The 24,633-nt window shown below is 62.7% G+C and carries 26 protein-coding genes; 13 read left to right on the top strand and 13 right to left on the bottom strand.

Going from position 1 to position 24,633, the window contains the following annotated elements; genetic code table 11:
- From cobS to GVK95_RS16845, 3 genes are read left to right on the top strand one after another with little or no spacing between them, the layout of a single operon-like run.
- The gene (gene cobS, locus GVK95_RS16855) at positions 1-993 is read left to right on the top strand and encodes a cobaltochelatase subunit CobS (RefSeq protein ID WP_159951677.1); all 993 of its coding nucleotides are present in this window, start codon (positions 1-3) and stop codon (positions 991-993) included.
- Between the two features lie 12 nt (positions 994-1,005).
- Complete coding sequence (gene cobT, locus GVK95_RS16850; protein ID WP_159951675.1) at positions 1,006-2,901, top strand: cobaltochelatase subunit CobT; 1,896 nt, start codon at positions 1,006-1,008, stop codon at positions 2,899-2,901.
- On the top strand, positions 2,894-3,916 hold the full coding sequence (locus GVK95_RS16845) for an esterase-like activity of phytase family protein (protein ID WP_244618796.1): 1,023 nt from the start codon (positions 2,894-2,896) through the stop codon (positions 3,914-3,916). The genes cobT and GVK95_RS16845 overlap by 8 nt, the downstream gene beginning before the upstream one ends.
- Positions 3,917-3,946: 30 nt before the next feature.
- On the opposite strand, the gene GVK95_RS16840 is transcribed toward GVK95_RS16845, so the two are convergent.
- Positions 3,947-4,582: a VUT family protein gene (locus GVK95_RS16840; protein ID WP_159951671.1), complete on the bottom strand. Its 636-nt coding sequence runs from the start codon at positions 4,580-4,582 to the stop codon at positions 3,947-3,949.
- 161 nt (positions 4,583-4,743) lie between these two features.
- Positions 4,744-5,034 carry a 50S ribosomal protein L28 gene (gene rpmB / locus GVK95_RS16835; RefSeq protein ID WP_007607364.1) on the bottom strand — a complete coding sequence of 97 codons (291 nt, stop codon included), beginning with the start codon at positions 5,032-5,034 and terminating at the stop codon, positions 4,744-4,746.
- A gap of 238 nt (positions 5,035-5,272) precedes the next feature.
- On the opposite strand from rpmB, the gene GVK95_RS16830 reads away from it, so the two are divergent.
- The 3 genes from GVK95_RS16830 to GVK95_RS16820 all read left to right on the top strand — a co-directional run bounded on the left by GVK95_RS16830 (position 5,273) and on the right by GVK95_RS16820 (position 7,638).
- Positions 5,273-6,037 carry a DUF3108 domain-containing protein gene (locus GVK95_RS16830; RefSeq protein ID WP_159951669.1) on the top strand — a complete coding sequence of 255 codons (765 nt, stop codon included), beginning with the start codon at positions 5,273-5,275 and terminating at the stop codon, positions 6,035-6,037.
- Positions 6,038-6,103: 66 nt separating this feature from the next.
- Positions 6,104-6,982, top strand: a complete 879-nt coding sequence (locus tag GVK95_RS16825) for an EamA family transporter (RefSeq protein ID WP_159951667.1) — start codon at positions 6,104-6,106, stop codon at positions 6,980-6,982.
- Between the two features lie 11 nt (positions 6,983-6,993).
- Positions 6,994-7,638: a lysoplasmalogenase gene (locus tag GVK95_RS16820; protein ID WP_159951665.1), complete on the top strand. Its 645-nt coding sequence runs from the start codon at positions 6,994-6,996 to the stop codon at positions 7,636-7,638.
- Positions 7,639-7,642: 4 nt separating this feature from the next.
- On the opposite strand, the gene GVK95_RS16815 is transcribed toward GVK95_RS16820, so the two are convergent.
- Both GVK95_RS16815 and gloB read right to left on the bottom strand, forming a co-directional pair.
- Positions 7,643-8,071, bottom strand: a complete 429-nt coding sequence (locus GVK95_RS16815; protein ID WP_159951663.1) for a cupin domain-containing protein — start codon at positions 8,069-8,071, stop codon at positions 7,643-7,645.
- Positions 8,071-8,841, bottom strand: coding sequence for a hydroxyacylglutathione hydrolase (gene gloB / locus GVK95_RS16810; protein WP_159951661.1), 771 nt, complete (start codon positions 8,839-8,841; stop codon positions 8,071-8,073). Before gloB ends, GVK95_RS16815 begins: the two co-directional genes overlap by 1 nt.
- Before the next feature lie 86 nt (positions 8,842-8,927).
- Between gloB and GVK95_RS16805 the strand changes: the two genes are divergently transcribed.
- The 3 genes from GVK95_RS16805 (at position 8,928) to GVK95_RS16795 (ending at position 11,810) form a co-directional block, all read left to right on the top strand.
- A complete protein-coding gene (locus tag GVK95_RS16805; protein WP_159951659.1) occupies positions 8,928-9,680 on the top strand; it encodes a class I SAM-dependent methyltransferase in 753 nt (250 codons plus the stop codon).
- A gap of 100 nt (positions 9,681-9,780) precedes the next feature.
- Complete coding sequence (hisC, locus tag GVK95_RS16800) at positions 9,781-10,887, top strand: histidinol-phosphate transaminase (RefSeq protein ID WP_159951657.1); 1,107 nt, start codon at positions 9,781-9,783, stop codon at positions 10,885-10,887.
- The gene (locus tag GVK95_RS16795) at positions 10,887-11,810 is read left to right on the top strand and encodes a prephenate/arogenate dehydrogenase family protein (protein WP_159951655.1); all 924 of its coding nucleotides are present in this window, start codon (positions 10,887-10,889) and stop codon (positions 11,808-11,810) included. Before hisC ends, GVK95_RS16795 begins: the two co-directional genes overlap by 1 nt.
- Before the next feature lie 33 nt (positions 11,811-11,843).
- On the opposite strand, the gene GVK95_RS16790 is transcribed toward GVK95_RS16795, so the two are convergent.
- Entirely contained in the window at positions 11,844-12,857 is a 1,014-nt protein-coding gene (locus tag GVK95_RS16790) for a DUF2125 domain-containing protein (protein WP_159951653.1), read from the bottom strand.
- 52 nt (positions 12,858-12,909) lie between these two features.
- Between GVK95_RS16790 and GVK95_RS16785 the strand changes: the two genes are divergently transcribed.
- Positions 12,910-13,443 (top strand): gamma-glutamylcyclotransferase, encoded by a 534-nt coding sequence (locus GVK95_RS16785; RefSeq protein WP_159951651.1) that lies wholly within the window; start codon positions 12,910-12,912, stop codon positions 13,441-13,443.
- Between the two features lie 31 nt (positions 13,444-13,474).
- Here the strand turns inward: GVK95_RS16785 and GVK95_RS16780 are convergent, their stop codons facing one another.
- The 4 genes from GVK95_RS16780 to ftsE form a co-directional block, all read right to left on the bottom strand.
- Complete coding sequence (locus GVK95_RS16780; protein ID WP_159951649.1) at positions 13,475-14,257, bottom strand: 1-acyl-sn-glycerol-3-phosphate acyltransferase; 783 nt, start codon at positions 14,255-14,257, stop codon at positions 13,475-13,477.
- A 77-nt stretch (positions 14,258-14,334) separates the two neighbouring features.
- Complete coding sequence (locus GVK95_RS16775; RefSeq protein ID WP_244618795.1) at positions 14,335-15,051, bottom strand: YdcF family protein; 717 nt, start codon at positions 15,049-15,051, stop codon at positions 14,335-14,337.
- An 87-nt stretch (positions 15,052-15,138) separates the two neighbouring features.
- Positions 15,139-16,152 carry an ABC transporter permease gene (locus tag GVK95_RS16770; protein WP_159951645.1) on the bottom strand — a complete coding sequence of 338 codons (1,014 nt, stop codon included), beginning with the start codon at positions 16,150-16,152 and terminating at the stop codon, positions 15,139-15,141.
- Positions 16,145-16,804 carry a cell division ATP-binding protein FtsE gene (gene ftsE, locus GVK95_RS16765; protein ID WP_200844310.1) on the bottom strand — a complete coding sequence of 220 codons (660 nt, stop codon included), beginning with the start codon at positions 16,802-16,804 and terminating at the stop codon, positions 16,145-16,147. Before ftsE ends, GVK95_RS16770 begins: the two co-directional genes overlap by 8 nt.
- Positions 16,805-17,006: 202 nt before the next feature.
- Here ftsE and GVK95_RS16760 point away from each other — a divergent pair, with 202 nt between their 5' ends.
- The 3 genes from GVK95_RS16760 to GVK95_RS16750 all read left to right on the top strand — a co-directional run bounded on the left by GVK95_RS16760 (position 17,007) and on the right by GVK95_RS16750 (position 18,799).
- Positions 17,007-17,663: a hypothetical protein gene (locus GVK95_RS16760; protein WP_159951643.1), complete on the top strand. Its 657-nt coding sequence runs from the start codon at positions 17,007-17,009 to the stop codon at positions 17,661-17,663.
- An 81-nt stretch (positions 17,664-17,744) separates the two neighbouring features.
- Positions 17,745-18,287 (top strand): hypoxanthine phosphoribosyltransferase, encoded by a 543-nt coding sequence (gene hpt, locus GVK95_RS16755; RefSeq protein ID WP_159951641.1) that lies wholly within the window; start codon positions 17,745-17,747, stop codon positions 18,285-18,287.
- Between the two features lie 152 nt (positions 18,288-18,439).
- Positions 18,440-18,799 carry a response regulator gene (locus tag GVK95_RS16750; RefSeq protein ID WP_159951639.1) on the top strand — a complete coding sequence of 120 codons (360 nt, stop codon included), beginning with the start codon at positions 18,440-18,442 and terminating at the stop codon, positions 18,797-18,799.
- 17 nt (positions 18,800-18,816) lie between these two features.
- On the opposite strand, the gene GVK95_RS16745 is transcribed toward GVK95_RS16750, so the two are convergent.
- The 4 genes from GVK95_RS16745 to argH all read right to left on the bottom strand — a co-directional run bounded on the left by GVK95_RS16745 (position 18,817) and on the right by argH (position 24,623).
- Positions 18,817-21,444: a TIGR02302 family protein gene (locus tag GVK95_RS16745; protein WP_159951637.1), complete on the bottom strand. Its 2,628-nt coding sequence runs from the start codon at positions 21,442-21,444 to the stop codon at positions 18,817-18,819.
- A 171-nt stretch (positions 21,445-21,615) separates the two neighbouring features.
- Positions 21,616-22,884 carry a diaminopimelate decarboxylase gene (lysA, locus tag GVK95_RS16740; RefSeq protein WP_159951635.1) on the bottom strand — a complete coding sequence of 423 codons (1,269 nt, stop codon included), beginning with the start codon at positions 22,882-22,884 and terminating at the stop codon, positions 21,616-21,618.
- A 13-nt stretch (positions 22,885-22,897) separates the two neighbouring features.
- A complete protein-coding gene (locus tag GVK95_RS16735; protein WP_200844309.1) occupies positions 22,898-23,086 on the bottom strand; it encodes a lipoprotein in 189 nt (62 codons plus the stop codon).
- Between the two features lie 133 nt (positions 23,087-23,219).
- Positions 23,220-24,623, bottom strand: a complete 1,404-nt coding sequence (argH, locus tag GVK95_RS16730; protein WP_159951633.1) for an argininosuccinate lyase — start codon at positions 24,621-24,623, stop codon at positions 23,220-23,222.
- Between the last annotated feature and the right edge of the window lie 10 nt (positions 24,624-24,633).

Below are 24,633 nucleotides of genomic sequence, written 5' to 3'. Positions count from 1 at the left end.
ATGAGCAAAATTGATCTTGATATTTCCAATCTCCCCGACACGACCGTGTCGGTGCGCGAGGTTTTTGGAATAGACAGCGATATCCGAGTCCCGGCTTACAGCAAGGGCGACCCATACGTGCCGGATCTCGACCCGGACTACCTGTTCGACCGCGATACCACGCTGGCGATCCTGGCGGGCTTTGCCCACAATCGCCGCGTCATGGTCTCGGGCTTCCACGGCACCGGCAAGTCGACCCATATCGAGCAGGTTGCGGCCCGCCTCAACTGGCCCTGCGTGCGCGTCAACCTCGATAGCCATGTCAGCCGTATCGACCTCGTCGGCAAGGACGCCATCGTCCTGAAGGACGGCAAGCAGATCACCGAATTCAAGGACGGCATCCTGCCCTGGGCCTACCAGCACAATGTCGCGCTCGTCTTCGACGAATACGATGCCGGTCGCCCGGACGTGATGTTCGTCATCCAGCGCGTGCTGGAGAGTTCCGGCCGCCTGACGCTGCTCGACCAGAGCCGCGTCATCCGTCCGCATCCGGCTTTCCGCATATTCGCGACTGCCAACACCGTCGGCCTCGGCGACACGACCGGCCTCTATCACGGCACGCAGCAGATCAACCAGGCGCAGATGGACCGCTGGTCGATCGTCACGACGCTGAACTACCTGCCGCACGACAACGAAGTCGGAATCGTCGCGGCCAAGGTCAAGAGCTTCGGCGCAACCGCTGAGGGCCGCGATACGATTTCGCGCATGGTTCGCCTTGCCGACCTGACCCGCGCCGCCTTCGTCAACGGCGACCTGTCGACCGTGATGAGCCCGCGTACCGTGATCACCTGGGCCGAAAACGCCGAGATCTTCGGCGACGTGGCCTTTGCCTTCCGCGTCACCTTCCTCAACAAGTGCGATGAGCTGGAGCGGACGCTTGTCGCCGAACAGTACCAGCGCGCCTTCGGCGTCGAGCTGAAGGAAAGTGCCGCCAACATCGTGCTTGGCGCGTAAGGGAACGACAGCATGGCAGGGCGCGGCGACAATAGCAGGGCCAAGACGGGTGCAGGCGTGGACACGGAGCCCTTGCGCCGTGCGATCACCGGTTGCGTCCGCTCGATTGCGGGCGATCCGCAGGTCGAGGTGGCCTTTGCCAACGAACGGCCCGGCCTTGCCGGCGAGCGCGTGCGCCTGCCGGAACTGTCGAAGCGCCCGACTGCCCACGAACTCGCCGTGACCCGCGGTCTCGGCGACTCGATGGCGCTCAGGATCGCCTGCCACGACCAGAAGATCCATGCGACGCTGGCGCCGCAGGGTGCCGATGCCCGGATGATCTTCGATGCCGTCGAGCAGGCGCGTGTCGAGTCGATCGGCGCGTTGCGTATGCCGGGCGTCGCCTCCAACATCCAGTCGATGAACACCGAGAAATATGCGAAAGCAAATTTTTCGACGATCAGCCGCCAGGAAGACGCGCCGATCCAGGAAGCCGTCGCGATGCTGGTGCGCGAGAAGCTCACCGGCCAGAAGCCGCCTGAGTCTGCCGGCAAGGTGCTCGATCTCTGGCGCTCGTTCATCGTGGACAAGGCCGGTGCCGATCTCGACAACCTGCCGAACACGATCAACGACCAGCAGAATTTCGCCCGGGTGATCCGCCACATGCTGTCGGCCATGGAAATGGCCGAGGATGTGGGCGACGATCAGGAGCAGGGCGAGGACGACGAAAGCACCGACGAGGACCAGCCGCGCAGCGGCGACGAGGACCAGGAAAGCGCCGAGGAAGAGGCGGGTTCCGAATCCGCGCCGGCCGACGAGAGCGAAGCCTCGCAGGAGCAGATGGACGACGGCGAAATGGACGGCGCGGAGATTTCCGACGACGACATGGCCGACGAGGGCGAGGACGACAGCGAGACGCCCGGCGAAATGCGCCGGCCGTCGACGCCGTTCGACGATTTCAACGAGAAGGTCGACTACAAGATCTTCACCGAGGAATTCGACGAGGAAATCACCGCGGAAGAACTGTGCGACGAGGCCGAGCTTGATCGTCTGCGTGCCTTTCTCGACAAGCAGCTGGCGCATCTGCAGGGCGCCGTCGGCCGTCTGGCCAACCGGCTGCAGCGCCGCCTGATGGCGCAGCAGAACCGTTCCTGGGAATTCGATCTCGAAGAGGGCTATCTCGATCCGGCCCGTCTTGTGCGCCTGGTCATCGACCCGATGCAGCCGCTTTCCTTCAAGAAGGAAAAGGACACCAAGTTCCGCGATACGGTCGTGACGCTGGTGATCGACAATTCCGGCTCGATGCGCGGTCGTCCGATCACGGTTGCCGCCACCTGCGCCGATATCCTGGCGCGGACGCTGGAGCGCTGCGGCGTCAAGGTCGAGATCCTCGGCTTCACCACCAAGGCGTGGAAGGGCGGGCAGTCCAGAGAGAAATGGCTTGCCGGCGGCAAGCCGCCGACACCCGGCCGCCTCAACGACCTGCGTCATATCATCTACAAGTCGGCTGACGCCCCCTGGCGCCGCTCACGCCGCAATCTCGGCCTGATGATGCGCGAAGGCCTGCTGAAGGAGAACATCGACGGCGAGGCGCTGATGTGGGCGCATAACCGGCTGATGGCGCGGCGCGAGCAGCGCAAGATCATGATGATGATCTCGGACGGCGCGCCGGTCGACGATTCGACGCTGTCGGTCAATCCGGGCAATTATCTTGAGCGCCATCTGCGTGCGGTCATCGAGCAGATCGAGACGCGCTCGCCGGTCGAACTGCTGGCGATCGGCATCGGCCACGACGTGACGCGCTACTATCGCCGCGCCGTGACCATCGTCGATGCAGATGAACTCGCAGGCGCGATGACCGAGCAGCTGGCCTCGCTGTTCGAGGACAATGCCTCTGGTTCGGGTGGCGGACGCCGCCGTCGTGCCTAGGCCGACCCTGGCGCGTTCTACGTCCGTCGGCCTTGTTGCGCTCTCCGTCGCGCTGCTTCTGGCCTCCTGTACGCCATCGGCGCTGAAGCCGGGGGAAGCGCTGCCGATCCGCATCGAATCCCGTGCCATCGCCACATTGGGCGGATCGCCGCGTCTTGCCGAGGGGATCGAGTTTGTCGGCGGGCTGGAGCTTTCGTCTGACGAGCCGCTGTTCGGCGCCTTCTCCTCCATTCGTTTTCTTGACGATTCACGTTTTGTCGGCGTGTTCGACACGGGATACTGGATCGAGGGCCGGATAGAGCGTGGCGCGGATGGCACTCTGTCCGGCATCTCCGATGCCAGACTTGCCGCCATGCTCGATCGGGATGGTCGCGAAAGCACCAGCAAATATCAGGTGGATGCCGAGAGCCTTGCGATTGTCGGCGATAAAGCCATCGTCGGCTTCGAGCAGCGCCACAGGGTTGTCACCTATGCGCCGCTTGCCTCGTTGGCGACGGCACGCCCGTCGCAGCCGTTGCCCCTGCCGTTTCCCGTTTCACGCCTGCGCAGCAATGGCGGCATAGAGGCGCTGGTTGTCTCGCCGGCGGATGGCCCGCTCGCCGGTGCGGTCGTTGCGATCTCGGAAAAGAGTGTCGATGAAGACGGCAACAATTTTGCCGGCATCCTTGATGGACCGCTGGCCGGGGAATTTCGCGTCCGCCCGCATGACGGCTTCGAGATCACCGATGGTGTCTTCCTGCCATCCGGCGAGCTTGTCCTGCTGGAACGCCGTTTCTCGATTGCATCCGGGGTTGCCATGCGGCTGCGCCGCATCGATGGCGCTTCGATCCGGCCTGGCGCGATCGTCGATGGTCCGGTCATCTTCGAAGCCGACTACGGCTCCGAGATCGACAATATGGAAGGGATCGATGCCGTCCCGGCAGCGGATGGTTCCATCCGTCTGATCGCCGTCTCCGACGACAACCATTCCATCCTGCAACGCACGGTGATGCTGGAGTTCCGGCTGGAGCCCTGAGCGGGTCCAGCCGGTTTTGGTCCGGGTGTATCAGGCAGTCGTGCGCGCCGACATCGGCCGAACGACGCTCATCAGGGCGCCGTAGGGGAGCAGCATGACGATGCCGACCAGCATCTTCACGGCAAAGTCGCCGAGTGCCCAGGAGATCCAGCGTGGGGCTTCCGCGGCCAGCACGCCGAAGATCGGTGCCGAGGCGATGGCAAAGTCGTCATTCGGGCCGATGAAGCTGAAGATCGGCGCAAACGACAGGGAGAAGAAGATCACCGTGTCGAGAACCGAGCCGATCAGCGAGCCCATCAGCGGCGCCTTCCACCAGGACAGCTGACGCAGACGGTTGAACACCGAGATGTCGAGAAGCTGGCCGACGAGGAAGGCGGAGCCGGAGGCAATCGCGATCCGCGGGCTGGCGAGTGCGATCGACAGGGCGACGCCGACGACAAAGCCGACAAACACGACCTTGCGAGCCGTGCCCGGGCCGAACTGACGGTTGGTCAGGTCGGTGATCAGGAAGGAAATCGGATAGGTGAATGCGCCGAAAGTCAAAAGATCGGCGAGATTGATGCCTGCCAGCGTGCCGCCCAGAGGGAACTGCACGAGGAAGTTGGAGGCGACGACAATCGCCGTCATGAGCAGGCTGTAGAGAACGAAATAGCGCGTCTTCAGCATTTTTTTATCCTGGGTGATGCCACCAGTTGGAGGGACAATGATGTTCAGGGTCGTGCGTGATGCCGGGTGCCAATACGGGATCGGCCACCGGATTCACGTCAAACGAAAAGGCTTGTCCGGATGTCCGGCCAAGCCTTTAAAGCTTGCGTCAGCGCTTGAAATTAAGCGGCTGCAGCGGTCTTCTTGACGATCTGGCGACGCAGCAGACGAGCGCGCATGCTCAGTTCGGTTTCAGAAGCCTTGATCAGGAACGCGTCGAGGCCGCCGCGATGCTCGACCGTGCGCAGTGCTGCAGCCGAAACGCGCAGACGGTAACGCTGGTTGAGAGCATCCGAGATCAACGTGACATCGCACAGGTTCGGCAGGAACCGACGCTTGGTCTTGTTGTTAGCGTGGCTAACATTGTTGCCCGACTGGACGCCCTTGCCGGTCAATTCGCAACTGCGGGACATGGTACACCTATTTTTTTCTAGGCCATCGCATCGCTTCCGGCCAAATGCCGGGCAGGCAATCCAACAGCGCTTGATTGGAAAGTTGCGGTTCTATAGTCAGGCAGAACCTGCGCGTCAAGCCAAACCTTGGATTTTCCGGCTCCGGCAGCGTCATTGCGTTATTTTATTGCCATAGTCCACGGTAAGATGCCGATATCGGGTCGCCGGATTTTCGGCCCCGTTCGCTGAGGGTCGATCATTGCGTGCTGCCAGTCTCGTCATCGGTCTTGTTCTGTCTTCCCTCGGCTCCGCCGATGCCGCAGAGGTGCGCTATAATACCGAATACAGCGTTTCGCTGGGCATCCTGCCGATTGCCCGGCTGTCTTTCGAGACGGAGGTGGATGGCGGGCGCTACACGATCGGCGGGCATTTCCGCTCGTCCGGCCTGGTCGACATCGTCAAGGAAATCTCCGCCAGGAGCAGCGTGTCCGGTCAGGTCGACGGCCAGCGCTTCCAGCCCGACCGATATCAGCTCGAATACAAGGATGGTCGAAAGACCAGCACCTATGATGTGAAGTATCGGGCCGGCAGCGTGGTGGAAACCGTGGTCGAACCGAAACCAAAGCCGCGGCCGGACACATGGGTGCCGATCGCTGACGGCGATCTGAATGCCGTGCTCGATCCGATCGGCGCCTTCCTCATTCCGGGAGACGCCGATGTCTGTTCGCAGACACTGGCCGTCTATGACGGCGAAAGCCGGATGGATCTTGTCCTGTCGCCGAAGCGGACCGAAGGTTACTCCGCCGGCAAGCTGAAGGGCGAGGCCGTCGTCTGTGGGGTCAAATATGTGCCCAAATCCGGCTATCGGAAGGGCCGCAAGGATATCGAATACCTGCGCTCGGTCGAGGGTATGGAGATCTGGTTTGCCAAGACCGCGACCCTCAAGCTATATGCTCCAGTCTATGCGCGCGTGCCGACCCGCTTCGGGACGATCTATGTTTCCGCGCAGAAATTCGACGGCTAACAGGCGCGGGTTTTCGTCCCGCCCGGGGCCTACATGAGGCCTGCACGGGGCCCGTATGGGGGATGAATGAAGACCAGGGCGACGTTGATCGGCTTTACCGCAATCCTGATGTGGTCCTTCCTGGCGCTGATGACGGCCGCCTCCGGCACGATGCCGCCGTTCCAGCTGTCGGCCATCACCTTTGCCATCGGCAGCCTGCCGGGACTGGCGATCTTTGCCCTGCGGCCTGAGCGACTGAAGGAGTTGCGCCAGCCGGCCAAGGTCTGGCTGGTCGGCGTCGGCGGGCTGTTCGGCTATCATTTTCTCTATTTCACTGCGCTGCGGAATGCACCGGCAGTCGAGGCCGGCCTGATCGCCTATCTCTGGCCACTGCTGATCGTCGTCGGCTCGGCGCTTCTGCCGGGCGAGCGCCTCGGCTGGCATCATATTGTCGGCGCGCTGGCTGGGCTTGCCGGCACGATCCTGATCGTGGCGAAGAATGGCGTCGCCTTCGATCCGGCCTATACGCTGGGTTATTTCGCCGCCTTCCTCTGCGCTTTCACCTGGGCCGGCTATTCGCTGCTCAGCCGGCGCTTCGAGGCGGTGTCCACCGATGTCGTCACCGGCTTTTGCCTCGCCACCTCGCTGCTGTCGCTTGTGTGCCATCTCGGGCTGGAGACCACCGTCTGGCCGGTCGACTGGATGCAATGGGCAGCCGTTGTCGGGCTGGGACTGCTGCCGGTCGGGGCTGCCTTCTATGTCTGGGACTATGGCGTCAAGAATGGCGACATCCAGATCCTCGGCGCCTCCAGCTACGCAGCCCCTCTGCTGTCGACCCTGATCCTGATCATTTTTGGCTTTGGCGAGGTTAGTGTCAGAATTGGCCTGGCCTGCGTGCTGATCACCGGTGGCGCGATGCTGGCGGCGCGCGATATGGTCTTCAAACGAAGCAAGGTCCAATCCTGAACGGAGACAGCATGGCGACGCCAGCGACCGGGGTTCTGATGCTCTCGGTCGCGCTCGGCCTTGGATATTTCTGGATCCTGCCGCGACCGAAGACTGCGTTGCGGGCCGTGTGGAAAACATTGCCGGTCGTTCTGCTTGCGCTTTACGCACTGCTTGTGGGTGCGCCCAATCTGCTGATTGTCGCCCTGCTGCTGGGTGCGGCCGGTGATGGCTTTCTCGCCTTTGACGGTGCCCGCGCCTTTGTCGGCGGGCTCGTCGCCTTTCTCCTGTCGCATCTCGTCTATGCCGCCGTCATGGCGCCACTCGGTATATCCGGCCTCGTGTTTGCCGAAGCCTGGCGCCCGATCGCGGGCCTGCTGCTGCTCGTCCATACCCTGGTCATCGTCGCCTTGATCCGGCGACAGGTCGGCCGGCTTTTTCCGGCAATCCTCGCCTATGTGGCGGTTTTTCTTTTGGTCGGCTGGATGGGGCTGAGGATCGGCAATCCCTGGGTCGCCGTGGGCACCGCCATTTTCATCCTGTCGGATACGCTGCTAGCGCTGCGCCGGTTCCGCTGGGGGCCGGATCATCGCTATGACCATGCGGCGGCCTATGCTGTCTGGGGGACCTATTACGCAGCGCAGCTGATCCTGACGGTGACGCTGTCCGAGGCCTGATCGTTTATTCGCCCTTGCCCGGTTCCCAGCCGGGTGGTGCCATCTCTAAAGCGGAAAAGTCGAAACCCGGGGCCACGGTGCAGCCGACCAGCGTGTAGGCGCCGAGGCTTTCGGCCGCCTGCCACTGATTGGCGGCAATGATCGCCTGCGGGCGCTCGCCTTCGCGGATATCGGTACCGAGGATGATCGTATCGACCGCGTGTCCGTCGCTCGACCGGCTGAGCGCGAGCGGCGCACCGGCATAATAATGCCAGACCTCGGCGGCATCCCTAACCCTGTGCCAATGCGAGCGCTCGCCGGCCTCGAGCAGGTAGTAGATCGCGGTGGAATGGCCGCGTGCGCCGCCGTTGGCATCCTTGAAGGTCTGCACATACCAGCCGCCCTCGGGATGGCGCTCCATGCCGAGGGTTTCGATGATCTCGGCGGCCGTCATCAGAAATTGTCCTTGCGTTTGCGGATCTCGGCAAAGACAGCTTCATTGCTTTCGGTCGGCATGCCCAGCGTGCGACGGATGTCCGGATCGTTGGCGCGCAGGAAGGGATTGGTTTCCTTCTCCAGCGCGATCGTCGTCGGTACGGTGAAATCGCCCCGCTTCCGCATGATCTCGATATCCTGGGCGCGCGATTTCAGCCGGCTGTTGTCCGGATCGATGGTGAGGGCAAAACGGGCGTTCGACAGGGTGTATTCGTGGCCGAAATAGACGATCGTTTCGTCCGGTAGTTCCGCCAGCTTCTGCAGCGAATGCCACATGTCCATCGCCGAGCGTTCGAACAGCCTGCCGCAACCGAGCGCAAACAGCGTGTCGGCTGAAAACAGCAGCTTGTCTTCCGGCAGGTGATAGCAGACATGGCCGGCGGTATGGCCAGGGGTTTCGATCACCCGGACCAGATGTTTGCCGAAGGTGAACTCGTCGCCGTCGCCGACGGTGCGATCAATGCCGGGTATGGCCACGGCCTCGTTGCGCGGGCCGATGATCTCGCAGTTGAAGCGCTCTTTCAGTGCCAGATTGGCTTCCACATGGTCGCCGTGATGGTGGGTCGTGAAGATATGGGTGATCGTCCAGTCGTGGCGCTTGGCAGCCGCCAGGATGGGCTCCAGTTCCGGCGCGTCGATGCAAGCCGTGAGGCCTGAATCCGGGCAATGCAGCAGCACGCCGAAGTTGTCGCTGCGGCAGAGAAACACATCGATTTCAAGGGATTTCATTGTCCAGCCATCCGTTCCCATATTGTTGGCGCGAATGTAGCTGGTAAACTCTTGAAGTCCAATCGCTGGCTGCTAACAATGGCGTCATGCATGTCGATATCGTTGACCTTCGCCAATTCTACTACACCATGCTCGGCCGCGTGGCCGAGCAGTCGATCGCCCTGGCGCTTTCTTCGCTCTGGGCGCGGCTGCCGCAGGAGAGACTGGTGGGGCTCGGTTATTGCACGCCATTCCTCGATCGCTTCCGCGCCGATACCGAACGAACCCTTGCCTTCATGCCCGCCGGGCAGGGCGCGGTAAACTGGCCGGTCGGCGAACCCTCGGCCACCGCGCTGGTCTTCGAGGAGGAGTTGCCGCTGCCGGATTCGTCGGTCGACCGGGTGCTGATGGTGCATTCGCTGGAATTTGCCGAGAACCCGCGCGAGACGCTGAAGGAAATCTGGCGGGTGCTGGCGCCCGGCGGTCGGCTGGTGATCGTTGTGCCCAATCGTCGCGGCGTCTGGGCGCGCATGGAGCATACGCCGTTCGGTTCCGGCCGGCCCTATTCGCGCGGGCAGTTGACGGCCTTGCTGCGCGAGACGAATTTCACCCCCGGCGCAAGTGCCGAAGCCCTGTTCTTTCCACCATCGAAGATCCGCGCCGTTCTGCGCCTGCGCAGCGGTTTCGAAAAACTCGGTGGCCTGCTGTGGCCGGCGTTTTCCGGGGTGATCGTCGTTGAGGCACAGAAGCGGCTTTATCAGGGCCTGCCGGTGGCGTCGCGCGCATCGCGACGGGTGTTTGCACCGGTGCTTGCGCCGCATGGGGTGCCGACGACCAGGGCTGTCGCCGATCATCCTTGACGATGCGGGCGAGCCTCGACAAAAGCCTTTATCCATTTTATGGCATGAGCTTATCTAGGGGTGCCGTTGCTGCACCGTTTCACGACAGAGAGACAGTCGCATGCATGTCGCCATGACGAAGCCGACGCCCCGGCCGGGGATCCTCGATATCGCCGCCTATGTACCCGGCAAGGAGCATGCGCCGGGTGTTGCCCGGGTCTTTAAGCTGTCGTCGAACGAGACGCCGTTCGGCCCGAGCCCGAAGGCGATCGAGGCTTTTGCGGCCGCCGCCGCTCATCTTGAAAAATATCCGGACGGCCAGGCTGGGGCCTTGCGCGAGGCGATTGCCGAGGTGCATGGGCTGAATGCGGCCAATATCCTTTGCGGCAATGGTTCGGACGAATTGCTCGGCCTGCTCTGCCATGTCTATCTCGGCCCCGGTGACGAGGGCATCGTCACCGAACACGGCTTCCTCGTCTACAAGATCCAGATCATGGCAGCAGGCGCCACGCCCGTCACGGTCAAGGAGAGCGAATGTCGGGTCGATGTCGATGCGATCCTTGCGGCCGTGACCGACAAGACGAAGATCGTCTTTCTCGCCAATCCGGGCAATCCGACCGGCACCTATGTGCCGCTGAGCGAGGTGCGCCGTCTGCATGCCGGCCTGCCGCCGCATGTCATTCTGGTTCTGGATGCGGCCTACGCCGAATATGTCCGCCGCAATGACTACGAGGCCGGCATCGAACTGGTCTCGGGCAACCGCAACGTCGTGATGACGCGGACCTTCTCCAAGGTCTATGGGCTTGCGGCGCTGCGTATCGGCTGGACCTATGCGCCAGCCGAGATCATCGATGCGCTGGACCGGGTGCGCGGACCGTTCAACATCAATGCCCCGGCGATGGCCGCCGGTGCCGCCGCGATCCGCGACCAGGCCTTCACTGCGCGATCGGTCGCGCATAACCTGGACTGGCTGGCACGCGTGTCGGAGGCGCTGACCACACTTGGCCTGACGGTCACGCCATCGGTTGCCAATTTCATCCTCATTCATTTTCCGGATGTCGATGGCAAGCGTGCCGCCGATGCCGATGATTTCCTCACCCGCCGTGGCTTCATCCTGCGCGCCGTGCAGGCCTACGGTTTTCCCAATGCGCTTCGCATGACCATCGCTGGCGAAGATGCCAATACGGGGGTAATCAATGCGCTCACCGAATTCATGGAACGTGGCTGATGTCTGAAATCCTGTTCAATCGCATTGCCCTGATCGGCATCGGCCTCATCGGTTCGTCGATCGCGCGCGATATTCGCAAACTGGGTCTGGCGCGCGAGGTGGTGATCTCGACACGCAGCGCGGAAACCCTGAAGCGGGCGGAGGAACTCGATCTGGGAACAGCCTACACCACGTCGGCGGCGGATGCGGCCAGGGACGCCGATCTGGTCATCGTTTCGGTGCCGGTCGGTGCATCGGAAGCGGTGGCACAACAGATCGCCTCCAGCCTGAAGCCCGGCGCTATTGTCACCGATGTCGGCTCGACCAAGGCCTCGGTGATCGCGCAGATGGCGCCGCATATGCCGGAAGGCGTACATTTCATTCCGGGTCATCCGCTGGCGGGCACGGAAAAGTCCGGCCCGGATGCAGGCTTTTCCGGCCTGTTCAAGGGCCGCTGGTGCATCTTCACGCCGCTGCCGGATACCGATGCGGATGCGCTGGCGCGTCTTGGCGGCTTCTGGCAGGCGCTCGGCTCGCGGGTCGACGAGATGGATCCGCAGCATCATGACAAGGTGCTGGCGATCGTCTCGCATCTGCCGCATATCATCGCCTATAATATCGTCGGCACGGCCGATGATCTGGAAGCCGTGACCGAGTCCGAGGTGATCAAGTATTCGGCCTCCGGCTTCCGTGACTTCACCCGCCTTGCCGCCTCCGACCCGACCATGTGGCGCGACGTCTGCCTGCACAACAAGGATGCGATCCTGGAAATGCTGGCACGGTTTTCCGAGGATCTCGCCTATCTGCAGCGGGCGATCCGCTGGGGCGAGGGTGACAAGCTGATCGAACTTTTCTCCCGTACCCGCGCCGTGCGCCGCTCGATCGTCGAGGCAGGTCAGGATGTCGATGTGCCGGATTTCGGCCGTCACACCCTCGACAAGTAAGGGCTTTCACGGCGACGGTTTATCGCGGCTCGTTCAGAGGGGGGGTATTTCTCCGAGCGGGATGAAGCCGAGCGAGGCTACGCCGTCGCGGATCGTGATCTCGGCAGACGCCTTGTCGCGTCCAAGGGACATGACAGTCAGGACCTTGTTGATGTCGTCGAACGTGTCCTTCATCTGCGGATAGGCCGTGCCGAGCGCGTCGTTCCAGGCATCCATTCCCTCGATCTCGATGCGAAGCTGTCCGGAGATCAGACCTTCATTGCCGACCGAGAACGGGCCGCTCAGGGTCAGTACGCGGCCTTCACCAAGATCGGCCACGAAGCGGCGGATTTCGCCGTTTGTCCCATACAAGGTCTGGGCATGTGACAGGGCTGGCTGCAGCAGGCCGCCACGATCGGCAAAGGTTACATCGAGGCTGGCCGACGCCGGCGGCAGGGCCAGCGGTTGGCCACCGATGGCAAGCGTTGCTTCGCGAACAAGAGCAGCATAGTCGAGATCGCCTTCTTGCTGGCGGATATGGCTTTCGGCATGCGGTGCCGTCAGTTCGAGCTGCAGCGGACCTGTCGTCGAGATCAGTTTTGCCTTCAGGTCGCGGATTTCCAGCGAGCTGCGATCAAGGCCCGAGAGAGAGGCGTTGAAGCTGGAGAACAGGTCGTCCCATTCGATGGTGGTGTTGAAGCCGCGTGCAGAGCGGATTTCGGCCGGGCCGTCGAGTTCCCAGACGACATGGCCGGGCGCATAGATCTGGGCTGCAGCCCGCACGGCGCCGAAAGAAGCCGATATGCCCTGGTAATTGTCGTCAAGCGACAGCCGGTCGCAGTTCAGCCGGAAGCGGAAGGGATAGCCACCAATCCTCGGCTGCTCGCAATTGGCGGTGATGGCCGCCGGATTTCCGCCCTCGAAGAAGGCGACAATCTGCCGGCGCAGATATTCGGCGGCAAAATACCAGGCGACGCTATAGACAGCGATGAACAGGACGATAAAAACACCGAGACGAAACACCTTGCGGCTTGTGGCGCTTGCGGGCGCGGTGGAGGGCGTTGCCATGGAGTGCTCCTGAGTGACGATCAAATCCTGAGTAAGTGGATTGGCCTGCGATATGGACGAATTTTGGGTCTTTGGCTACGGATCCTTGATGTGGAACCCGGGCTTTGCTTTCGAAGAACGGCTTCAGGCCCGCCTGACCGGCTATCGGCGGTCGCTCTGCGTGCGCTCCTGGGTGTATCGCGGAACCGAGGCGCGCCCCGGTCTGGTGCTGGGCCTCGATCGCGGCGGCTCGTGCCGCGGCATCGCCTTTCGCGTCGATCCTGCGCAATGGCCGGATACGCTTGCCTATCTGCACAAGCGTGAGCTGGTCACCAACGTCTATCGCGAGCGTAGTGTCCGTCTCAGGCTCGATGACGGACGTCAGGTGACGGGGTTGACCTATGTCGTCGACCGGGCGCATCCGCAATATGGCGGTGTGTTCACGGTCGAGGAGGCGGCGAACATCGTCGCCAGCGCGGTTGGCCAGGCGGGTCCGAACCCGGCCTATGTGGCCAACACAGCTGCCCACCTGCGGGAAATGGGCATTCGCGACCACTGGCTGGAAAGCGTGGTCGCGGCGATCGAGGCAATCGGTCAGCCCGATTGACAGGCAGGCCGCGCCGTTTTCGCCGGCTGTTTCACATTGCCTGCAATTCTGCCAGGCGCTTTACCGCCGTCGGGGGCAGGGGAACATGCGGGTTGTCACGTGCGGTTTCGATCAGCAACTCGTCGCTGGCGGCCTCAAGGCGTGCCATCAGCGTGTCGAAAAACACGTCCGGGTCGAGACCGGGCTCGATGGCTGGCAGGATGCGCACCTTGAAATGGCCTGGATAGCGCTGGAACTTGCGACGTGGCCAGAACAGGCCGGGATGCATGGCGACCGGCACGACGGGAACGCCGAGATCGCGGTAGAGGCGGGCAATGCCGTATTTGTATTCGGGCGTCGCTCCCGGTGACCGGCGGGTTCCCTCCGGGTAGATGATCAGCTGGCGACCGTTGCGCATCTCGGTCTTGGTCCGCTCGATCACTTCGGCCATCACCTTGCCCTTGGCGCCGCGGTTGACCGGGATCATGCGCTGTTTGGCGACATACCAGCCGAAGACCGGGATCCACATCAGTTCGCGCTTGAGGATATAGACCGGGTCATCGAGCCAGGGCAGCAGGGCAAACGTGTCCCAGAACGACTGGTGCTTTGGGGCCAGGATATAGCCACCCTTGGGAATGTTCTCGAGCCCCTCGACGGTGAAGGTCGTGCCGACGATCGTCTTCATCAGCCAATGCGAGGAACGCGCCCAGCCCTTCGGCACCCAGAACGCCGTCTTGCGCGGCGCGAGAAAATAGAAAGGCGACAACAGGATCATGCGAAGGATCATGTTGGTGTAGAAGGCCGTATTGAACAGGATGGAACGCAGGGTGATCATCGGGTCATTTCCGTGGACAGGCGAAAACGTCCCTATCGTAAAACACGGCCGAGCAAAAGCCGGTCCGCCGGAATTGCTCAGCTGTCGTCGGCCGGGTCGGCGATTTCTCCCGACGAACGCAAGCCGGGATCGACACTCCAGCCGATGATGCCGCGTGCATAGGCGATGACGCTCTTGGCATATTCGGCCAGCATGGTTCTCAGCGCATCCGGCTCGCGGTACCAGGCGCGAGTCTTCAGGTCGGCATTGACCACGGGGTAGCCGATGAACTCGGTTACCGGATCGCTGCGGCGCAGTTCCATCAGGCTGCGGGCCATGTGATAGTTGCTGGTGACCACCAGGACAGACTTGTAGCCGCGATCACGGATCCAGTTTGCCGCCTCGTTGGCATTGCCGATCGTGTCGATTGCGGCGTAGCCGATATCGACGCAGCAGGCGAACAGTTCGGGTGACGTGCGCGTGGCGCGGCGGATCTGGCCGGCCGTGGTCGAGGGGTTGACGCCTGAAATCAGCAGGCGTCCGCCATAGCCGCGTTTCAAGAGATCGATGGCCTGGTCGATCCGCTGGTAGCCGCCGGTGAGCACGACGATCGCATCGGCCTTGACGTTTTCCGGCGGGCGCAGCGTGGTCACGCTGTCGGCAAAATGCAGGAAGCCTGCGACAAGAAGGGCCACACAGAGCAGGACGAGCAGGCCGCTATAGCGCAGGAACCGGCGCAGCAGACCACGGCGCGCAAACAGGCTGCGGCCCGATATATCGGGCCGGCCCCCTTGAGGCGGTTGGTTTCGGGTCATCCGGTCCATGCTCATTGTCCGTGAATAGCGTGGATTTTCCACACGGAACAGGCGGCTTTAAGGCAAGTCAACACGCTTCCTTGACGATTAATCGTCCATAAGTCCATCGGTTCGCGCCGGATCCGAGCGAATTAGGTCGATCTCGTAAATGGTGCGCATCACGGTCAGGCGCGCCGTGATGGTGGTCAGCAGTGCTATCACGATCATCGTGGCAAAGATGCCGAGATAGCCGGTCCAACCGATGGTAAACGTGCCGAACAGCGCCGTTGCCTGATCGCTTTCCGGCGTGGCCATCGACCGCGTCTGCCAGAAATTGGCGGCGGCAAACAGGCCGGCCGCGAGCAGGCCGCCGGCGGCTGCACCCTTCAGGCTGATCTTGAGGAAGTGCTTCTGAAATTCCTGGGCGACGAAGGTGCTCTCGGCGCCGACGAAATGCAGGACCTCGATGATGTGGCGATTGCCCGATAGTGCGCCGCGGGTGGCAAAGACCACCGTCAGCACCATGGCGGTGAACACCAGGATCAGCACGCCGGAACCGATCAGCACGGTGGTCCGCGCCATCTGCACGAGGCGATCGACCCAGGTGCGGTGATCGTCGAGAAAGGCTTGCGGTACTTCGACCTTCAGCAGGTCGCGCATCGAGGCGAAATCGGGAGGATTGCTTTCGTCGATGGTGATGACGATCAGGCGCGGAACCGGCAGGTCTTCGAGATTGAGGCCGGTGCCGAGCCAGGGCTCGAGCAGGCGGGCAGTCGCGTCATCGTCCATGATCCGGCCGTCGCGGGTGCCGACGAAGGTCAGCGCAAGATCGCGCGCCTTGACCAGGGCAGCCCCCATGTCGAGGCCGTCCTCCGGCTTGATCTGGATGGTGACCTCGCGGGAAATCTGGCTCTGCCAGCCGGCGGCGGTTGCCCGGACCATCGACACGGCGCCCAGCGTCAGGCAGGCGAGGAATGCCATGATGGCGATCACCACCATCAGCGCGTTGCCCTGGATGTTGGAGGGCGGCAGGATCGGCCCGGTCGGCCTGACGGTCATTTCGACCCGGCGTTTCTGCTTGCCATCCGGCTGCTGCGGGTTGTTGGTGCCTGTCTCACTCATAGAGGTCGAGCCGCCCGTCGGTGAGGATCATGCGGCGCGCATCGACCTGGTCCATCAGCGCCAGATCGTGGGTGGCGATGACGACGGCGGTGCCCAGCCGGTTGAGTTCGAGGAACAGGCTGAGCAGGCGGCGGGCCATCGGCGGGTCGACATTGCCGGTCGGTTCGTCGGCCAGCAGGATTTCCGGCCGGTCGATCAGCGCACGGGCGATGGCGACGCGCTGTTTCTCGCCGCCAGACAGCACGGCCGGCAGCACGTTGATGCGTTCGCCGAGGCCGACCCATTTCAACAGTTCGATGACATCGCGCCTATAGCTGCCCTCCTCCTTGCCGCGCACGCGCAGCGGCAGGGCGACGTTTTCATAGGTGGTCAGGTGGTCGAGAAGGCGGAAATCCTGGAAGACGATGCCGACCCGGCGGCGCAGCATCGGCAGCTCACTGCGGGGAATGCGGGTGATGTCGCGGCCGAAGCTCTGGATGATGCCGCGCGTCGGCTGCAGCGACATGAACAGCAGGCGCAGCAATGTCGTCTTGCCCGCACCGGACGGGCCGGTGAGGAACTGGAAGGAACTCTTGGGAATGTCGAAGGTCAGGTCGCGGAGGATCTCCGGTCCCATTCCATACCGAAGGCCGACATTTTCAAAGTGGATCAACGGCTGGGCCCAGTCTGACGTGTCCGAGGTCTGGGGCTCGTAAACGAAGATCGTCAACGGCCGGTAAACATGCCCGCAAAACGGCAGCCGGATGGCCGAAATTTCCGAAGCATTAACCATTTGAATTTACGTCTGGAGTGGATTCGTTTCAACTGCCGAGTTTCGGGTATCCGGAATTGGCTGTGCGAAAGGTACGGCTGAGATGAACGCCTTCCGTTTCCAAAAGCAGGCAGCGGCCCCGGACCAGGATCTGTTGCCGCCAGACCGGGCGCGCCGCCGCATCGAGCGCCAGCATTTCCAGACGGCCAATGATGTCGTCGATGCCCATTTCGTCGTGGTCCGCGATCCGCCGCAGAGAGCCAAATTCCAGGCGGCTTCGGCGACGAGCGCTCCGGCTGCCCCGGATTTCGCAACCGGCCTGACGTCGTTGCTGCGCCGGGTCGAGCACCATCTGCAGCGGCTGTCCGATATGAGTTTCGCCCTTCTCGTGGCCGGCTGCTTTGCTAGCATCTTCGGCATCGCGGGACAGCTCTATTCAGGCTCGGGTTCGATCGATGCCATGGTCAATCCGCTCGACATCACCCATGTCAGCCTGACGCCGCAATACAAGAACGGCATGCAGGTCCTGCTGCTCAACGCGATCGTCGAAAACCGCTCGGACGATACCGTCAGCCTGCCGAAACTCAGGGCCGACCTCCTGATCGGTGGGCAGATCATCGCCAGCACCTATATCGATGCGCCGGTCAGCGATCTCGATGGCGGCCACAGTCGTGGCGTTGCCGCCCGGCTCCAGCATCCTGGTGGAAAAACGCCGGAACTGCGGCTTTCCTTCGAGGATCCGGGTGTCTCGCCTTCCTGACTGTGCTAAGGGCTTGCCTTTCCGGCAGTCTCAGGCTGCCGGGCTGAAGGCCGAAACCGGCCGATCATCAAGGAGAAGTCCATGCCCGTCGTCCGCGGCAAGAATATCGAACCCCTGTTCACCGCCGCGCAGATCGCCGAGCGCAATCACGAGCTTGCTGCCGATATCATGAAGGGTCAGTGCGACGATCTTCTGGTGATTTCGGTGCTCAAGGGCTCGTTCATCTTCGCCGCCGATCTCATTCGTGCGTTGCATGATGTCGGGCTTGCGCCGGAAGTCGAATTCATCACCCTGTCCAGCTATGGCACAGGCACGGTGTCGCAGGGCGTCAGGATCATCAAGGACATCGACAGTGACGTGAAGGGCCGCAATGTGCTGCTCATCGACGATATTCTCGAGTCCGGCCGCACGCTGCTGTTCGCCAAGGAACTGATGTACGAGCGCGGCGCGGCCAATGTCACCATCGCCGTGCTTCTCGACAAGAAAGTGAAGCGCAAAGAAGTGTTTGAGGCCGATTTCGTCGGTTTCGAATGCCCCGACTATTTCGTCGTCGGCTACGGCATGGACGTGGCCTATGCGTTCCGCGAACTGCCCTATGTCGGTGTTGTCACCGGCGACGCCTGAGGCGTTCCGTTTCGCGACATCTGGCCTTCTGTCACTGACCGCTTGTTAACCATGGCGCGGGACCGTGTGTCCCGCGTTTACCTCTCGACAAGGAAACTCTGTTGATTTGCCCTGACGGGCACGGAAACGGATCGCGGGAGTTGAATGCAATCATGGCGAGAATCTTGATCACCGAAGACGAAGATTCGCTGCGTACCTTCGTTGCCCGCGCCCTGCGTCTCGATGGCCACGAAACCAGCGAAGCCGCCGATGGCGAAGAAGGTCTGGCTTTGCTCTGCGAAGAACCTTTTGACCTGCTTCTGTCGGATATCCGCATGCCGGTCATGGACGGCATCGAGCTTGCCCACCGGGCCTCGTCCCATTTTCCCGAGCTGAAGATCCTGCTGATGACCGGCTATGCCGAACAGCGCGAACGCGCCGATGACCTCGCCTCGAAGATCATCGACGTGGTGCCGAAACCTTTCGCGCTGACCGATATCCGTGCGGCCGTCGCCAGCGCTCTCGCCGGCTGAGTATCTCTTTCGAAATTCTACTGGATCTCGAGCAGTCGCTCGAGATAACGCCGTTCCAGCTCCGGGCTGGAATTCTGGCCGAGCTTTTCGCGGATCGCCTCGAGAATTTCGCGGGCGCGCTGCACGTCGATCTCGTCCGGCACCCTCACTCTTTCGCCGAAGTCCGGGCCTGACGTGGCGCGCGGCCGGCCGAGCGGATCACGGCCGTTCTGGTTGCCCTGACCCATCTGCTGGCCTTCGCCCTGCTGGCCCTGCATGGCCTGCATCATCTGGCCCATCATGTCGCGCGCACCCTGGCGCAATGCTTCCAGCGCGCGGCCCTGGCCTTCGACGGCACGGTCGCCCTGGCTCTTGCCAAGTGCTTCGCCGGCACCCTTCATTTCACCCTGCGCCTGGCCGAAACCTTCGCCGGGATCCAGGCCGAGGCCTTTCAGGCCTTCCTGCAATTCGCCGAGCTGCTTGCCGAGGCCTTCCTGCTGCTGGCGCAGGTTCTTCAGCGCCTCGCGCAGCTGTTCGGCCGTCATCTGGTCGGTGTCCTGCTCACCCTGTTGGCCGTCCTGGCCTTGCTCGCCCTGCGCCTGCGGATCCTGCTGCTGTTCGCCCTCTTCGCCTTCGCCCGGGTCGCCGCGCTGCATGCGGTCCCTCAGCGCCTGGTCCAGCTTGAATGTCTCGTCCATCAGCCGCTGCTGCTGCTGCATGATTTCGCCGAGCTTGTCGATCTGCTTGCGCGCTTCGCTGTTCTGCTGCTCGCCGCCGCGCTGCGGGCGCCCGGCCTGCATGTTGTTCATCATGCGGCTGAGTTCGTTGAGCAGTTGCCGCGCCTCGTCCTTGTTGCCTGAACGGGCGAGGTTTTCCAGCTGGTCGAGCAGATTGTCGAGATCCTGCTGGCGCACGGTGTTCTGGGCGCTCTGCTGCTCGCCGTTCTGGTTTTGCATGCGCTCGGCCATGGCGGTCATGAATTCCTGCATGGCGGCCCGAAGCTCGTCCATCAGCTTCTTTATTTCCTCGTCCGGGGCATCGCGATCCAGCGCGTCCGCCAGGTTCTTCTGCGCGTCGCGCAGCCGCTTTTCGGCCAGCGACAGGTCGCCGTCCTCGATGCCGAGCGCGATCTCCCACAGATAGTCCGCGGTCTCCTGCAGCGCCTCGGTGCCTTTGGCCTGCTGCATGCGGGCGCGGGCCGATTCGATCAGCAGGAAATGGGTGAGATTTGGGATGGTCTCGTCGGCGCGAAGGGTGATCGCTTCGTTCAGCGCAATGGCCCGCGGCATGGCGCGGGTGTCGAGCGAAAAGACCTGCCGTTGTTCGGCCACGGCAGCGGCAAGCTTCTCCGAGAAGTTTCGCGACGGCAGGATCATTTCCACAGGCGGGCTGCGGCCGACCTGTCCTGCGCCATCGGTAGCAACCAGCGTGATCGACACCTTGGCGCCCGCCAGGGGATGCTCGGTGATGTTGCGGCTGGCGACGCCCTTTGTTTCGCGGACATTGTGGCGCGGCAGGTCAAGCTTGTAGTCCGGCTGCGGATAAAGCGGCGTGGCGCCGGGCTTGGTTTCCAGCGGCACGATCTCCGCATGGGCTTTCTGCAGGCCATAATCGTCCTTGGCGGTGAAGGCGATTTCCATCGCGCCGTTGATCGCGCGGCGCGGCGTGCCGTCGAAGGCGATCTCGGGGGCCTTGTCCGGTGTCACCTGAATGGTCCACTGGCGCTGGCCAACACGCAACTGGCCGGCATCGGCCAGCTCCAGTTCGTGGGTGCGGGCGGCAAGCGGCGCTGCGGGTGCCGGAGGCGGGTTGCTCGACGCTTGCGACCCTGCCGCGGCGCCCGCCACAGCCTCTTCCTTGGCCGCGACCTCGATCACCGTGCCGTCGACTGCCTTGCGATAGAAGACCTTCTCGTCGGCGGCCCCGCCGCTGATGCGCACGGTGATCTTCGAATGTTGCGGCACGCTGACGCCGTTTTCGTCCTGGGTGCCGAGGCCCGACAGGAAGACCGGGGCCTGGCCAGTATAGGCTGGGGGCGTGATCCAGGCATCGATGCGCATGTCCGGCGTCTGGTTTTCGGCGACATGCTGGCGGAAGGCATCGGCGATCGTGCCGGCGCCGTTCGAGCCGGAATAGGCAAGTGCGGTCACAAACAGCAGTGCCGGGATCGCCCGCAGGGCATAGCGGTCGAAACGGGCGATGTCCGGCTGCGGCAGGCCGGTGTCAAGGGCTGCAATGCGCTCGGCCATGCGGCGCTGGTGTTCCTGCCAGAGCGCACGGGCAAACGGCGTCTCGAAGGCGGGTTCGTCGTCCTGCACCGCGACCGGCTGGTGCGGCAGGCCATTGCGCTCTTCCAGCAGCCGGTCGGCTTCCCCGGTCGTTGGCAGTTTCAATCGCAGGAAAGGCAAGAGAGAAGCGACAAGTGCGAAGATCAGGACAAAGACCAGCGCGAGGCGCAGATATTCCGGGAGTTCGCGATAGACGCCGAACCAGGCAAGCGAAACGAAAAGGGCGGCAATGCCGGCAACCGGGAGAAACAGCGGCAGGAGGCGTTCGGCAAACAGCACAAGCCGTGCCAGCAGGCGCTTGAAACCAACCCGGCGCGCGAGAGCAGGATCTGTCTTGAACGCGCCTTTCCGTTGGCCGGCCGGGCGGGATTGCGGCATCCGTCAGGTCTCCGAGTGCACAGGCCGCCGCATGACGGCCTCAAGGCTCGAAGATAGCAGGCTTTGTGGCGAAGACGAGGGCGAGGCGGGAAAGCCGGTGGTTTTTCCCGCCATATCGCTGAAATGTGAACGCCGAGCCATTCGGATCCGTTGGAAACCGAATCGCTCTGATCAGTCGAGCCAGTCGGGAACCGAGTCGAGCGCAATCAGTTCTTCATAGCTCGGGCGAGGGCGAATCACATGGAATTCGCTGCCCTTGACCAGCACTTCCGGGATCAGCCGGCGGGTGTTGTAGGTGCCGGCCTGAACCGCGCCATAGGCACCGGCCGAGCCGACCGACATCAGGTCACCGGGCTTCGGCATGCTCATTTCCCGGTCCAGCGCCAGATAGTCGCCGGTCTCGCAGACAGGGCCGACGACGTCGGCACGAATGCGCGGCGCGCTGGCAGCAGACAGGATCACCGGCCGGACCTCGTGATAAGCCTCGTAGAGCGTCGGGCGGATCAGGTCGTTCATCGCCGCATCGACAATGACGAACGTCTTGTTGCCGCCGTCCTTCACATAGATCACTTCGGTGACCAGAATGCCGGCATTGCCGACCAGCAGGCGGCCGGGCTCGGTGACGATCTTGCAGTTCAGTCGCGCCAGCTGGTCCTTGACGATCTTCGCATAGGCCTCCGGTTCCGGCGGCGGGTTGTTGTCGTCCTTGTAGGGAATGCCGAGACCACCGCCGACATCGACATGGTCGATGGCATGGCCGTCGGCGCGCAGGGCCTCGACCAGTTCGCGCAGCAGCCGGAAGGCGTCCTCGAACGGCTGTAGGTCGGTGATCTGGCTGCCGATATGCATGTCGATGCCGCTGACCTGAATACCCTCGAGGGTGGCCGCACGGGCATAGACGGCGCGGGCGCGCTCGTAGGAAATGCCGAACTTGTTTTCCTTCTTGCCGGTCGAGATCTTGGCATGGGTCTTGGCGTCGACATCGGGATTGATGCGGAAGGAGACATGGGCCCGCTTGCCGGCCTTGATGGCACGCTGGTTGAGGATCTCCAGTTCCGGCTCGCTCTCGACGTTGAAGCAGTAGATCCCGGCTTCAAGCCCGAGATCCATTTCGCTTGGCGTCTTGCCGACGCCGGAGAACATGATCCGTGACGGCGGAATGCCGGCGGCGAGCGCACGGCGCAGTTCGCCTTCCGAGACTACGTCGACACCGGCGCCGAGGCGGCCCAGCGTCTTCAGCACGGCCTGGTTGGAATTGGCCTTCATCGCATAACAAACGAGCGCGTCGACACCATCGAAGGCCTTGGAAAAGACCTTGTAATGGCGTTCCAATGTTGCCGTCGAATAACAATAGAAAGGCGTGCCGACGGCGCGGGCGATCTCGGGGATGGCCACGTCCTCGGCATAGAGGACGCCGTCGCGATAGTCGAAATGGTTCACCGGGAAAGACCTGTCAAAGGAGCGGATCGAGGAGGAAAGGCGTGTCGGGCGTCGCTTGCGGTTTCGAGTCGCGCTTGTTCTGCTGGTCGACCGGCGTGCTCGGCGGATCAAGGTCGCCCTTGCGGCCACAGCCGGAAAGCGCGAGCATTGCTGCCAGCAGCAGAGAAACGGCGATCGTCGGGCGGTTAAGCGTTTTCACCATGATCCAATCCATCGAATTATGTTGTCCAAAGGCTCTAGCGAAAGACAGGGCGCTTGTGCACCCTGATTCTGGTGATGAATACCTGACGCCTGCGTGATCGGTTGCCTGTGCAGCTACGTGTTCAGTTTCGTGTCTAGTTTCTGGCACGCCACCAGGCGATCTGCTTCCTGACTTCCGAAGGTGCTGTGCCGCCGAAGCTCTTGCGGCTGGCGACCGAGGCCTCGACTGTCAGGACGTTGAAGACGTCGTCTGTGATCGCCGCATGGATGCCCTGCAGGTCTTCCAGCGAAAGTTCGGCCAGATCGCAGCTCTTGCTCTCGGCCAGCGCCACGGCGCGGCCGGTGACATGGTGGGCGTCGCGGAAGGGCAGACCCGCCTCGCGCACAAGCCAGTCGGCAAGATCGGTCGCGGTCGAATAACCCGAGCCGGCCGCCGCCTTCATGCGGTCGGTGCGGATCGTCATGTCGCGGACCATGCCGGTCATCGCGGCGATTGCCAGTTCCAGGCTCTCGGCTGCGTCGAAGACCTGTTCCTTGTCTTCCTGCATATCCTTCGAATAGGCGAGCGGCAGGCCCTTCATGATGGTCAGAAGGGCGATCAACGAACCGTTGATCCGGCCGGTCTTGGCGCGCACCAGTTCGGCGGCATCCGGGTTCTTCTTCTGCGGCATGATCGACGAGCCGGTCGAAAAGGCATCCGACAGGCGGATGAAGCCGAATTGCGGCGTCGACCAGATGACGATTTCCTCGGCGAGACGCGACAGATGCACAGCGGCAATCGAGGCGATCGACAGGAATTCGAGCGCAAAATCGCGGTCCGACACTGTGTCGATCGAGTTGCGGGTCGGCTCGCGGAAACCGAGCGCCTTGGCCGTCATGTGGCGGTCGATCGGATAGCCGGTGCCGGCCAGGGCTGCGGCCCCGATCGGGCTTTCGTCGAGGTGCTCGATCGCGTGGCGCACACGCTGACGGTCGCGGCCGAACATCTCGACATAGGCCATGCAGTGGTGGCCGAAGGTCACCGGCTGCGCCGTCTGGAGATGGGTGAAGCCGGGCATGACTGTGTCGGCATGTTCTTCGGCGCGGTCGAGAAAGGCGGCGATCAGGCCGGTCAAGGCCTGTTCCGTCTTCTGCAACTCTTCCTTGACCCAGAGGCGGAAGTCGAGCGCCACCTGGTCGTTGCGCGAGCGGGCCGTGTGCAGCCGGCCGGCAGCCGGGCCGATCAGGTCTGCCAGGCGCGCCTCGATGTTCATGTGAATGTCTTCGAGCTTGCGCGAAAAGATGAACTGGCCGGCCTCGATCTCTGACAGGATCGTGTTCAGGCCGTGAACGATCTTGTCTTTGTCTTCGGCGCCGATAATGCCTTGATGCGCCAGCATGGTCGCATGCGCTATAGAGCCGCGGATGTCCTGGGCGTAAAGCTTCTTGTCGAAACCGATCGAGGCATTTATCTCCTCCATGATGGCTGCCGGGCCGGAGGCGAAGCGACCGCCCCACATCTGGTTGGAGGATTTGCTGTCCTTGATGTCCTCGGCCATGAAATGCCTA

It is taken from the genome of Rhizobium sp. 18065 (assembly GCF_902706095.1).
In the GTDB taxonomy this organism is placed as follows: Bacteria; Pseudomonadota; Alphaproteobacteria; order Rhizobiales; family Rhizobiaceae; genus Allorhizobium.
This window is presented reverse-complemented; position numbering and strand designations above follow the sequence as displayed.